The 11818-nt window shown below is 72.7% G+C and carries 9 protein-coding genes; 4 read left to right on the top strand and 5 right to left on the bottom strand.

From position 1 onward, the window contains the following. Positions 1–120: 120 nt before the first annotated feature. Both FL311_RS03840 and FL311_RS03835 read right to left on the bottom strand, forming a co-directional pair. Positions 121–1920 carry a response regulator gene (locus FL311_RS03840; RefSeq protein ID WP_141323505.1) on the bottom strand — a complete coding sequence of 600 codons (1800 nt, stop codon included), beginning with the start codon at positions 1918–1920 and terminating at the stop codon, positions 121–123. 180 nt (positions 1921–2100) lie between these two features. Then, a complete protein-coding gene (locus FL311_RS03835) occupies positions 2101–4842 on the bottom strand; it encodes a TonB-dependent receptor (RefSeq protein WP_141323507.1) in 2742 nt (913 codons plus the stop codon). Positions 4843–5277: 435 nt separating this feature from the next. Between FL311_RS03835 and FL311_RS03830 the strand changes: the two genes are divergently transcribed. Next, on the top strand, positions 5278–5529 hold the full coding sequence (locus FL311_RS03830; RefSeq protein ID WP_141323504.1) for a hypothetical protein: 252 nt from the start codon (positions 5278–5280) through the stop codon (positions 5527–5529). Between the two features lie 3 nt (positions 5530–5532). On the opposite strand, the gene FL311_RS43950 is transcribed toward FL311_RS03830, so the two are convergent. Then, on the bottom strand, positions 5533–6003 hold the full coding sequence (locus FL311_RS43950) for a helix-turn-helix domain-containing protein (protein WP_324289143.1): 471 nt from the start codon (positions 6001–6003) through the stop codon (positions 5533–5535). Between the two features lie 436 nt (positions 6004–6439). Here FL311_RS43950 and FL311_RS03820 point away from each other — a divergent pair, with 436 nt between their 5' ends. Then, positions 6440–7579, top strand: a complete 1140-nt coding sequence (locus tag FL311_RS03820) for a protein kinase (RefSeq protein WP_141323502.1) — start codon at positions 6440–6442, stop codon at positions 7577–7579. 119 nt (positions 7580–7698) lie between these two features. Beyond that, the gene (locus FL311_RS03815; RefSeq protein WP_141323501.1) at positions 7699–8070 is read left to right on the top strand and encodes a response regulator; all 372 of its coding nucleotides are present in this window, start codon (positions 7699–7701) and stop codon (positions 8068–8070) included. Between the two features lie 18 nt (positions 8071–8088). On the opposite strand, the gene FL311_RS03810 is transcribed toward FL311_RS03815, so the two are convergent. Both FL311_RS03810 and FL311_RS03805 read right to left on the bottom strand, forming a co-directional pair. Further along, complete coding sequence (locus FL311_RS03810) at positions 8089–10485, bottom strand: PAS domain S-box protein (protein ID WP_368668541.1); 2397 nt, start codon at positions 10483–10485, stop codon at positions 8089–8091. Positions 10486–10649: 164 nt separating this feature from the next. Beyond that, positions 10650–10901 carry a hypothetical protein gene (locus FL311_RS03805; RefSeq protein WP_141323499.1) on the bottom strand — a complete coding sequence of 84 codons (252 nt, stop codon included), beginning with the start codon at positions 10899–10901 and terminating at the stop codon, positions 10650–10652. Positions 10902–11116: 215 nt separating this feature from the next. On the opposite strand from FL311_RS03805, the gene FL311_RS03800 reads away from it, so the two are divergent. After that, complete coding sequence (locus FL311_RS03800; RefSeq protein WP_141323498.1) at positions 11117–11806, top strand: response regulator; 690 nt, start codon at positions 11117–11119, stop codon at positions 11804–11806. Positions 11807–11818 lie beyond the last annotated feature (12 nt).

Raw genomic sequence — 11818 nt, 5'->3', positions numbered from 1 at the left:
CACCCGGGGCGCCGCGGCCCCCTACCGACCCGCGCCCCGAAGCAAAATGCACCCCGGGTGACACCCGCCACTGCCCCCCAGGGCAGGAAGGCGCCGCACCCACAGGGGCCAGGACCTGACTCACCCGGTCAGTCGGGGCAGGCGGACCGTGAAGGTCGTCCCGTCGGACGGGGAGGACACCACGTCCACGCTGCCCCCATGCCCCCGGACGATGTCCCGGACGATGTAGAGCCCCAGGCCGATGCTGCGGCTGGACTGCCCCTCCTTGAGCGCCCCGCGCGTCATCGGCTCGAACAGCCGCGACAACAGCTCGTGCGGAATCGGGTCCCCGCCGTTGTAGACGCTCAGGAGCGCGTGTCCGCCTTCCGCGAAGGTGCGCAGCCGCACGGGCGCGCCCTGCGGGCTGTAGGCCAGCGCGTTGGAGAGCAGGTTCGTCAGCACCTGGGCGATGCGGTCCGGGTCCCACTCCCCACGCACGTCCGATGCCACCTCCACGTCGACATGCCGCCCGGGGTGGGCCACCTGCACCTCGTCCAGCACCTGGGTCACCACGTCCTTCAGGTCCGTGGGCTGGCGGTGCAGGGCGATGCCGCCGCCCAGCCGCGCCTTGGTGAAGTCGAGCAGGTCGCGAATCATCCGCGCCGCGCGCTCGGAGGCCTGGCCGATGCGCTGTACCGTGCGCTTCTGGCTGTCGGACAGGTCGTTCTTCTTCTCCAGCAGCCCCACCGACATGGAGATGGCGGCCAGGGGGTTGCGCAAATCGTGGCTGACGATTCCCACCAGCTGCTGCTCGAACTCCGAGCGCCGCCGCAGCTCCTCGTGCACGCGGCGCTCCTCGGTGACGAGGCGCACCTGCTCCAGCGCCTGCGCGCACGCGTGCGCCAGCGCGGAGAAGAACGCCCGGTCCATCTCCGTGAACAGCCGCGCCCGCGCGAACGACAGGCCGATGACGCCCAGCGCCCGGCCCTTCACCAGCAGCGGCAGCGCGATGGCGGACTCGTGGATGCCGTGCGCGTTGAGGTGCGGGTAGCGCTCGGTCCACTCCTCCAGCGAGCCCAGCCAGATGGGCTTCTGCTCGCGCACCGCCTCCGTCAGGGGCACGCGCTGGGACAGGGGGATGCGCCGCCAGCGCGACAGCACCTGCTCCGGGTAGCCCACCGCGTCCACGATTTCGAGCGCCTCGCCGTCATCGCTCAAGAGATTCACCGCGCCCGCCTTGGCGCCCGCGGCCACCAGCCCCTGCTCGAACAGGGCCCGGCACACCTCCGCCACGGTGCTCGCCTCCGACAGCCGCGCGGTGAAGTCGCGCAGCCGGTCGATGTGCCCCGCGGCCCGGTGCGCCAGCTCCCGCGCCTCCGCCTCCTTCTGCCGGAGCAGCTCCGCCTGCGCCCGCACCTGGTGCTGCGCGCGGAACAGCTCCACGAAGACGGACACCTTGGAGCGCAGCACCTCCGGCGGGAAGGGCTTCTGCAGGAAGTCCACCGCGCCGGTGGAGTAGCCGGTGACGAGCTCCGTGTCGTCGCGGCCGTACGCGGTGAGGAAGATGATGGGCACGTTGCGCGTGCGCTCGCGCTGCTTGATGAGAGACGCGGTCTCGAAGCCGTTCATCCCCGTCATCCGCACGTCCAGCAGGATGACCGCGTAGTCCTCGCGCAACAGGAAGCGCAGCGCCTGCTCCCCCGAGCCCGCCTTCGTCAGGCGCACGCCGAGCGGCTCGAGGATGGCCTCCAGCGAGACCAGGTTGGCGGGGTTGTCGTCCACCACCAGCACGCCGGGCGCCTCGGCGCCCCGCGGCAGGGTGTTGTCGGGAGCACTGTCCTGCGGCGCGGGGAGGCTGGCCAGCCCCATCACGCCGCGCGGGGACGTCTCCCGCCGCGGCGGCCGTTCCGACATCGTCGTCGCAATCCCTTCGTGGAACATGGCGTCTTCACCTGATGTCGGGCGGTCCACCGTCGAGCCTGGGAGTGTCCATCCGTCCTGGGGGCAGGTCGGCTCCCTTCAACACGCTCCGGGCCTGAATCAAACCGTGCCCTCCCCTTCCTGGGGCAAGCCGCTCGCGGGGAGGGCCGGCAAGCGTGCGCTATCCATCAATCGTGGGGTTCAGTATCGCCCCTTCATCCCCAGGATGGGCAGGACGATGGGCAGCCCCACGGCCTTCTTGGACAGCGGCCGGCCGCCGCCCCCGTCGTACTCGAAGCTCACCGTCTCCTGGCTGATGGTGACATTGAGCATGTCCAGGTAGGCCTCCAGGCTGAACGTCTCGTAGACCCAGGCCTTCGACAGGCGCATGTCGAAGCGGAAGAACGGCGGCAGCCGGTCCACCGCGTCCCGGTCCGCCTTCACCCACGACGGCCGGCCCGTGGCGTCGCGTCCCGGGCGGTGCGTCTGGGTGCCCAGCGTCCCGTACTCGGGGCGGCCGGTGTTGAAGTGCAGCACCCCGCCCAGCGTGACGCTGTTGGAGAACTTGTAGCTGAGCACCAGGTTGAGCACGTGCGTCTGGTCGAACGCGAAGGGCAAATCCCCCGTCGCCTCGCCCATGACGTTGCCCTCGAAGTCGTACCGGTAGAAGCGCGTGCGGCGCAGGCTGCGCTGCAGCGTGTACGACAGCCAGCCGAACCAGTTGTCCCCCAGCGGGTGGCGGATGAGCAGCTCCAGGCCGTAGGCCACGCCGCTGCTCTGGAAGTCCGGGAAGTCGATGTCGCCCCGGTCGGGGATGCCGGGCTCCGGGTCCGGCAGCGGCGTCTCCTCGTCCGTCAGGCCCTCGTCGGAGAAGGGCGTGAGCTCAATCGTGCGCACCAGCGGGTTGACGTACGCGTCCAGGCCCAGCTCCAGGCCCTTGAGCGCCTTCCACTCGGCGCCCAGCGACAGCTGCACGCCGCGCTGCAGGCCCAACAGCAGGCTGCCCACGTCCACCACGGGCAGGCTGATGAGGGAGGTGGGCGGCTGGTGGAACAGGCCCGCGGAGCCCTTGAGCACCAGCGCGTCGTTGAACTGGTGGCGCACGGTGAGCCGGGGCTCCAGCACCGCGTGGTCGATGCCGGGCGACAGGTGGTAGTTGTCCACGCGCAGGCCCGGCACGAAGGACCACCGGGGCGAGGGCTGGTACACCAGCTCCGCCCACGCGCCCATGAACGTGGCCAGCGCCACGGGGGCCAGCTGCTCGGTCTGCTCGTCGGGCGTCCGCTCGTAGAAGTCGACGATGGCGCGCTTGTGGTCCACGTCCCCGCCCAGCCGCAGCGTCACGGCGGGGTCCAGCGGCACGGTGTAGCCCGCGCGCGCGGCCCACGTGCCCTGGTCGATGTGGATGGCGGTGGCGTCGCTCGGCGGGTCGCTGCTGACGATGGCGAAGCGGTCCAGGCCCCACGTCACGCCCAGCTCCAGCTCTCCGCCCCCCAGCGGGTGGCGGTGGCGCAGGTCCATGCGGTGGAAGACGATGGACTGCATCGCCGTGTCGCCGAACGCATCCTGGGCCTCGGTGCCGAAGGTGTCCGACGAGCCGAACGCGAACAGCCGCAGCTTGCCCCGGCCCACGTCCTGCTCCACGCGCAGCTGGTAGTCCCAGAAGTCGAGCACCACCTTCTCGTTGAGCCGCCCCGGCGCGGGTGGGTCCTGCAGCTTGTTGGCCGCCAGCGCGATGAGCCACGGCGTATAGGAGTAGCGGCCCGCCACGCTGACGTTGGTGCCGGTGGACGGGAACGGCGTCTCCAGGAAGAAGCCCGCGTTGATGAGGTCCGCGTACGCGCTGCCGTGGACGCGGTCATCGCGCGGACGGCTCAGCCGGCCCTCGATGGCGCCGCCCAGCAGCCGCCCGTAGCGCGGCGGCGGCGAGCCCGGGAAGAAGTCGATGGTGTCGATGAAGTCCGGGTGGATGACGGCGGGGCCGAGGAACAGGTGGAACAGGATGGGGACCCGGATGCCGTCCAGGAAGTAGCCCGTGGCCGCGGGCTGGCTGCCGCGCACCACCGGGTAGGCCACGCCGGACAGCATGCTGCCCACGCCCGGCAGCAGCATGACGACGCGGAACGGGTCGCCCATGGTGCCGGGCACCTCGCGCAGCTCCGCGTCGTGCAGCGTCACGCGGCTGACCTCGGTGCGCTCGCGGTCCGCGCGCACCACCGTCTCGTACGGGTTGATGACCAGCGGCTCCAGCCCGTACACCACCTCCAGCGCCTCCTGCGCCTTCAACACCTCGCGGAAGCTCCCCGCCTTGTGGCCCGGCGCGGACACGCGCACGCGGTGCTCCCCCGCGGGCCAGCGCGCCTGGAAGACCCCTTGCGCGTCCGTCTGCACCGGCGCGTCGGGGACGGCCTCGGACACCAGCGTGGCGCCGACGACGGGGCGCCGGTTGCCCTTGGTGCGCACGCGCCCGCTCAGCGTGACGGGCGCCTGGGCCACGGCGTCGGGCGCGAGCACGGGCGCCTCGAAGCGGTACTCGAAGCCCAGCCGCACCGCCACCGGCTGGCCGTCCACGGTGGCCGGCGTGAAGCGCAGGCCCGGCGCGGCGTGCAGCGCGGCCCGGTCCAGCAGCGGGTGGATGCCCTGGACCAGGGTGGCGGACTCCACCTCGCCGGACGCGTCGATGAGCAGCTCCAGCCGGACGACGCCCGAGACGCGCTCGGCGGCGAGCTGGGGCGGATACGGCGCGGGGGCGTCCTGCGCGAGCGCGGGGGGCAGGAAGACGGCCCCCGCGTCGGAGGGCCCCGTGTCCACCGTCCAGCCCGCGTCCGTGCGCGAGAGGTCCACCTCGGCGGCCACGGGGGGCACGCCCGCGTCGGGGGTGGACGGGGCCTGGGCGCTCGCGCGGCCCACCGGCGCGCACAGCGCCAGCAGCCACACCGCCATGAGCACGCGCGGCCAGCATCCTCGCCGCCGCCTTCCCCGAATCGAATCCGTCACGTCGCTTCTCGTGGGCCCCTCAAGGCTCCATGAGGCCAGGGACCCGGCGGGGTGACAAGCGCCCAGGCCGCCGAGGCGTCACCCGGAGAGCACGGGCAATCGTCGCGCGCGCCCCGCGTCCGGTGCCGGACGGAGGGGACGTGGCACGTCCTGGGGTGAACAACGGGCCTGTCCCGGAGGGAGGGAGGACACCAGAGGGAGGGCTCACCAACTTCCCCGCACTCCGGAGCCCCGCGTCATGCGTTTTCGTCTGTCCCTGTCCTGGTGCCGGCGGGCCGTCGTCGCCCCGTCGTCGTCCCCGTCTCCCCTCGTGTCCTCGGCCTCTCCGGTGGGCCGGGGCGTCGTCCTCGCCCGAGCGCGCACCGCGCGGAGGCTCGCGAGATGATCGCCCCGCCTTCCCTCCGCATCCTGCGAGGTCGCCTGCTCCAGCTGCTGCTGGGCGTGTTGCTGGTGCTGGTGGCGCTGAGCTTCATGCCCGCCGCCTCGGCCGAGTCCACCGCGCGGGGCGCGCTCACCGCGGAGCAGACCCGGGCTCCCCGTGAGACGCCCACGCACCCGGGGGAGTCCGCGCGCCCGGGAGCACCACTCCCCGAGCGCTGCCCGGCCGACACGCTCTGCCTGCCGAGCCGCTGACACTCAGCGCTGCGGCAGGATGGCGGCGGCCACCTGGTTGACGAGCTTGAGCTGTCCGCGGGACATGCGCCGCAGCGTGCGCAAGAGGCGCCGCATCTCCGGCAGGTGGTCCTTGTCCCGCGAGTCCTCCTCCCACAGCGCCGCCCCCACCGAGGCCGCCGTCACGAGCCCCAGCCCCACGTCCGCCGACAGCCGCAGCGCCAGGCAGAGCCGGAACAGCGTGGGCACGCTGGGCATCATCTTCCCGCGCTCCATCCGCCCGTAGACCTCCGCGGCGATGCCGATGCGCTCGGCCACGTCCGCCTGGGTCAGCCCCGCGCGCATCCGCGCCGAGCGGGCCTCCTCGCCCACGCTCACCGCCAGCCGCCGCTCCAGCTGCTGACGCGACTGACGGGCACGGTCGCTCGGTCGGCCCTTGCTGGACGCGCGGGACGACTTGCGAGGGGTGGAGGAACCTGCAGGGTGGGTCTTCACCGCGTCAACCTTGTGAGTTCGGACCGAGGCCCCGGCCTGCACCGCCTCAGGCCTCCCTCGGACGTGTGTCCGGACCGGCTTATAACCCACCACGTCATCAGGCGAAATACCGATACGCCGGGTAGTCCTCGGACCCGGGTCCCGCCCTCCCAGGTCCTGGACATCCCTCGGAGCCCACCTCACACCTCCCATTCGCAAAACTGAAAATCAAGACTTCGGCCCAAGACTGTTCAAGGTCGGAAACAGGAACCACCCCGGGCAGGGGCTCCACCGTCAGCGGACGGATGGCGCGCGAAAGGAACGGGCGCTGGGAGCCGGCCGCGGTGGACGGGGCACGCACTACCCATGGGGTGACTTCCAGCCGGAGGACGAACATACTTTTCACGGTGCGCCCACGGGCCCATCGGGCCCATCGCCGTCGCAAGGAGAGCCGACCATGTCGCCCCCGTCGTCCGACGCCTCCAGGCCTCCGGAAGTCCTGCTGCGCTCCGGCCGCGCGTCGTATGAGTTCGTGAAGTCCTTGGGGGCCGCGCACCACGGGGAGTTGCTGCTCGCCCGTCGTCGCTACGAGGCGGACTTCTGCGGCTACGCGGTCATCAAGCGCCCGCTGGGCGAGGACGCCGCGGCCATCCACCGGCTGCTGGAGGAGGGCCGGCTCACCGCGCTGCTGCACCACCCCAACGTCGTCTCCGTGCACCACCTCAAGGGCCCGGACGACACGCCGGTGCTCGTCTTCGAGCACACGCCCGGCCACCGGCTGGACGCGCTGCTGGAGGCGTCCTCCCGCTCGCGCCTGCCCTTCTCGGAGGGCTTCGCGCTCTACGTCGCCGCTGAGATCGCCGAGGCGCTCCACCACGCCCACACCCTCACCGACGAGCACGGCCACCCGCTGCGCGTGGTCCACCGCGACGTGGCGCCCCACAACATCCTCGTCACCGAGCACGGCGCGGTGAAGCTGCTCGACTTCGGCGCCGCCACCTGCGTGTTCTCCGGGGACACCGCGCGCGCCGCGCCCCCCGTGAGCCTGGCCTACGCCGCGCCCGAGCACGTCGCGCGCCAGCCGCTGGACGGCCGCGCGGACCTGTTCGGCCTGGGGCTGGTGCTGCTGCAACTGCTCACCGGCCGCCACCTCTTCGAGGGCGCGGACCGCTTCGAGGCCGAGCGCCGCCACCGCCACGAGCGCGCGCTCACCCAGCCGCCGTCCGACGCCGGCGAGGCGCTGGAGGACGCCATGAAGAACGCGGTGGGCCTGGCCGCCGCCCGGGAGCTGCGCCGCCGCATCCGCGCCTACGGCCATGATGATTTGGAGGACGCGCTGCGCTCGGTGCCGGCGGCCTTCCAGCCGCTTCTCAGGGGCACGCTGGCGCCGGCGCGCGAGGAGCGCTTCTCCACGGGCGCGGAGCTGGCGCGGGCCCTGCGGCTGTACGCGCGCCGCGCGGGGCTGGTCTTCGGCCGGGCGGAGGCGCTCGCGGAGGTGACGGGCCTGCGCTACGCGGCGCTGCGCGTGCAGGCGGGCGAGTCCCCGGAGGAGGTGCTGGAGGACAGGCTGCTGCCGGAGGAGGACCCCGCGAGCTGAGCTTCGCTCACCTCCGAATCGCCCGATGTTCACGGGTGGACACCCGGGGCGTCCACGCGAGGACGTCTCGACGCGCCGCGGCTGGCGGATGTCGGACGCCGGTACGAGGCTGAGTCTCCATGTGCACGCCCAGCCTCGTCCTCCTGGTGGAAGACCACGTCGACAGTCGGGAGCTCCTGGAGGAGTTCCTCACCCTGGAGGGCTTCGCCGTGGAGACGGCCGGCAACGGCCAGTCCGCGCTGGAGCGCCTGTCGCGGCCGCCCTGTCCGGACGCGGTGCTGCTGGACCTGATGATGCCGGTGATGAGCGGCTGGGAGCTGATGCGCCACGTGCGCGAGGATGACCGGCTCAAGCAACTGCCCGTCGTCGTCGTCTCCGGCGCGGGCAACCACCAGGCCCTGCCCGAGGGCATCCAGGGCACCGTGCCCAAGCCGGTGGACCTCTCCGAGCTGCGCGCCACGCTGGCCCGCGTGGTGAGCACGCAGGGCTGAAGGAGGCCCCGCCCTGCTTCAGGCCGGCGGCGCGCGCGGCAGCGTCACCCGGAACACCGTGCCGGCCTCCTCTGTGGACGTCACCTCGATGTGGCCCCCATGGCCCTTCACCACCTGCTCGACGATGTAGAGCCCCAGGCCCAGGCCCCCGCTGTTGCCGCCTCCCTGGTGGCTGTGGCCCGCGCGGCGGAACGGGTCGAACAGGTGGGGCAGCGCGTCCGGGGAGATGGGCTCGCCCGGGTTGTGCACCTCCAGCACCACCGTGTCGCCCTGGTCCGTCAGCGTGAGGGTGACGGGCACATCCGCCGCGCTGTACTGGAGCGCGTTGCCGCCCAGGTTGCTCACCACCTGCAGCAGCCGGTCCGCGTCCCACTGCCCCTCGTAGCGCCCGTTGCCGCCCGCCACGCGCAGGGTGCGCTCCGGCCACGCGGCCTCCAGCTCCTCCACGCCCTGGCGCACCACGGCGCGCAAATCCCCCGCGGTGCGGTGCACGGGGATGCCGCCGCCCAGCCGGCCGCGCGTGAAGTCCAGGAGCTCCGAAATCATCCGCGTCATCCGCGCGCTGGAGCGGGCGATGCGCGTGACGAGCCGGCGCTCGCGCTCGGGCAGGGCCTCGCTGTGCAAGAGCTGCGTGGTGGACAGGTGGATGGCGTTGAGGGGGTTGCGCAGGTCGTGGCTGACGATGGCGATGAGCCGCTCGCCGAAGCGCGCCGCCTGCAGCGCGGCCTCCTGGGCGCGCCGGCGCTCGGTGACATCCGTCAGCGTGGCCACGCCCGCGATGATGTCCCCGTCCCTGTCGCGGATGGGCGCGCTGGAGACGAGCACCGTCATCGAGCGGCCATCCTCGTGCCGCAGCATCCCCTCCTCGCCCTGCACCACCTCGCCCGTGCGCAGGCTGCGCGACAGGGGCCACTGCTCCGGCGCGTACGGGCGCCCGTCCAGGTGGCAGGCGCCGTAGTCCCCCGCGAAGGCGTCCACGCTGGACATGGGCTGGAACGGGCGGCCGGTGAGCGTGGAGACCTGCCGGTTGGCGAGCGCCAGCCGGCCGCTGGCCGCGTCCGCGATGACCACGCCCGCGGGGAGCTGCTCGAGCACCGCCGCCAGCCGCGCGCGCTCCGACTCGATGGTGGACAAGAGCCGCTGCCGGTCCGTCTCCACCGCGCGCCGCTGGGTGATGTCCATCACCGTGGCCACGCGCTGGGACACCTTGCCCGTCTCGTCGCGGAAGGCCGTCACGTGGGTGAAGGCGGGGAAGCGGCTGCCGTCCTTGCGCAGGTGCAGGGACTCGTACTCGTGCGAGGGCTTGGAGCGCGCCGCCGCCGCGTGGCGCGGGAGCATGCCGCGCGCCTCCGGGGCGATGACCGTCTCCAGCGGCTTGCCCACCAGCTCCTCGGGCGCGGCCCCGTGCATGCGCGAGAAGGCGGGGTTCACGTCCAGCAGCACGTCGTGCTCGCCGGCCACCACCACCACGCCCACGCCCAGGCGGAAGAAGACCTCCTCCCAGCGCTTGAGGCCCGCCTCGCTCTCGCGAAGCCGCCCCAGCGACACCTCCGCCTCCTCGTGGGCCTCGCGCTCGCGGGCGTGCGCCTGCGCCTGCGCGAGCAGCGCGGTGGCCCGGTTCGCCATCGCGCGGAACAACAACAAGTCCTCCTCGGACAGCTCGCTGGTGGCGCGGCTGCCCATCAGCGCCACGCCGATGAGCGCGTCGTCGAGCACCAGCGGCACGCCGTACAGCGCGCGCACGTCGGAGGTGCGCACCACGTCCGAGCGGGCGCGCGCGTCACGGCTCGCGTCGTGCACCAGCAGGGGCTTGCGGGTGGCGGCGATGGTGCCGGCGAAGCCCTGGCCCACCGGGACGCGGCCCCCCACGTCCACGCCCTCGCCCACGGCGCTCTCCACGCGCAGCAGGTCGTCGCCCTCGCGCAGCAGCACCACGGCCACGTCCACCGCGGCCACCGTCTCGCGCAGCACCTGGAGCAGCCGGGGCAGGAAGCCCGCCACGTCGGGACTGCCCAGCGCCGCCGCGCTGATGCGGTCCAGCGCCTGGAGCGTGCGCTCGCGCGCGCGGGTGTAGCGGCTGACGGACGCGGCCACCGCCTCGTCCATGGCCTCGTGGAAGATGCGCTCCTCCTCCGGCCTCGGCGTGGCGCTCCCGCGCGAGGACCACAGGCGCAGCACGCACGAGCGCAACAGCCGGTACTCCGCCACCACCTGACGCAGGTCGAAGCCCTCGCCCAGCCGCTCCAGGGCGTGGTGGTCGCTGATGGCGCCCAGCCCCGTCGTCAGCTCCGGGCGGGGCTCGCGCATCATCAACGCGATGGTCTCCAGCAACCGGGGCAGGCCGTTGCGCAGCGCGGGGCCCGCCAGCGCCTGGGCGGCGGGGATGGAGCGCACCTCCACCTCCCAGGCCGACATGATGGCGTCGCGGTTCTTCAGCAGGAAGTCAGCCAGGGGGATGGGCAAGGGCGTGTCGGGGTGGGGTTCCGGGCACAGGGGCCCTCGGGTCTAGGTCACTCACGGAGCCCGGACAACCACCGAGATGGCTTGCACCATCCAGCCCACACTTCACGCCCTGTCCCTCACCCCCACGGGGAGGTGGGCGCGGTGACCTCCGTCAGCCGCAGCAGGCGGTGCTCCTGCTCCAGCAGGTAATGGACCCGGAAGCCCGACCCCAGGACCACCAGGCCCGCCTGTCCTGGAGACAGGGGACCTTCCAGCGGCAGCCCCGCGGCCAGCGCGGCCAGCTCCCCCTGGAGCTGCTGCCGGACCGGCGCGGAACACTCGCGGAGCGTACACAAGGCCTCGGGCATGAGCTGGAGTCGCAGTGCCATGGTCCATGTCAGGTTGACCACCTGCCCCCTCTGGAACAAGACGTGCCTGGGGTCCAAGGCACTCGTTCGTTTCCAACTTCCACGAATCTGGATTCCCCGCGAGCCGCCGCGCGTCAGTGCCCGGCTGTCCTCCAGCCAACGACGGGATTCGGCGGCCGCGAGCGCGAAAAGGTGGCGCGCGCTAATGAGAACGGGTCTCCTCCCCCCCATCCCTCATGTCTCACTCCGTACGCCATCTCCTCCTCGTCGAGGATGACCCTTCCTGGAGGAAGCGGTTGGCCGAGGCCGCCCACGCGGAGGGCGTCGCCGTGAGCCACGCCTCGGACGGCGTGGAGGCCCTGGACTGGCTGCGCACCCACCCGCGCGCCGGGCACCCCGACCTCATCCTGTTGGACCTGATGCTGCCCCGCATGGATGGCTGGGAGCTGTACGGGCAGCTGCGCATGGATGCGCGGCTGCGGCACCTGAACGTGCTGATGTTCTCCGAGGCGCTGCACGGTCAGGAGGTGCCGCTGGGCGGCGTGGTGGGCTACCTGCACAAGCCACCCGTGCCCGAGTCGATGATGGGCGCGGTGCGCTCGCGCCTGCGCTTCGCGGCGGAGCTCCCCGCGCGCGAGCCGGCCGGCGCGTACTCGCTGGAGCTGCGCGAGGACGTGTCCCTGCCGCTGCGCCTGTTGCCCGCGCCGGTGGGACACTCGGTCCGCATGCACCTCTTGCGCGCCGCGGAGCTGGTGGGCTCCGAGCTGCCCATGGCGTCCACGTGGCTGATGGCGCTGCCGGGCACGCCTCCCGCGCTGCTCGTCTCCATCGAGGGCGTGCGCGTGGTGCTGGACGTGGACGACGAGGCCCGCGTGCTGCGCGGCACCTCCGTCGATGTGCCGCCGGACCTGCTCACCCGCTCCTGAGCGTCCCCGTCG

It is taken from the genome of Myxococcus sp. AB025B (assembly GCF_006518215.1).
Classification (GTDB): Bacteria; Myxococcota; Myxococcia; order Myxococcales; family Myxococcaceae; genus Myxococcus; species Myxococcus fulvus.
This window is presented reverse-complemented; position numbering and strand designations above follow the sequence as displayed.

Coding starts and splice junctions, on each gene's coding strand:
- FL311_RS03815 (WP_141323501.1), top strand. CDS start 7,699: ATGTGCACGCCCAGCCTCGTCCTCCTGGTGGAAGACCACGTCGACAGT.
- FL311_RS03800 (WP_141323498.1), top strand. CDS start 11,117: ATGTCTCACTCCGTACGCCATCTCCTCCTCGTCGAGGATGACCCTTCC.
- FL311_RS03820 (WP_141323502.1), top strand. CDS start 6,440: ATGTCGCCCCCGTCGTCCGACGCCTCCAGGCCTCCGGAAGTCCTGCTG.
- FL311_RS03835 (WP_141323507.1), bottom strand. CDS start 4,842: ATGGCGGTGTGGCTGCTGGCGCTGTGCGCGCCGGTGGGCCGCGCGAGC.
- FL311_RS03805 (WP_141323499.1), bottom strand. CDS start 10,901: ATGGCACTGCGACTCCAGCTCATGCCCGAGGCCTTGTGTACGCTCCGC.
- FL311_RS03840 (WP_141323505.1), bottom strand. CDS start 1,920: ATGTTCCACGAAGGGATTGCGACGACGATGTCGGAACGGCCGCCGCGG.
- FL311_RS03810 (WP_368668541.1), bottom strand. CDS start 10,485: ATGTCGGCCTGGGAGGTGGAGGTGCGCTCCATCCCCGCCGCCCAGGCG.
- FL311_RS03830 (WP_141323504.1), top strand. CDS start 5,278: ATGATCGCCCCGCCTTCCCTCCGCATCCTGCGAGGTCGCCTGCTCCAG.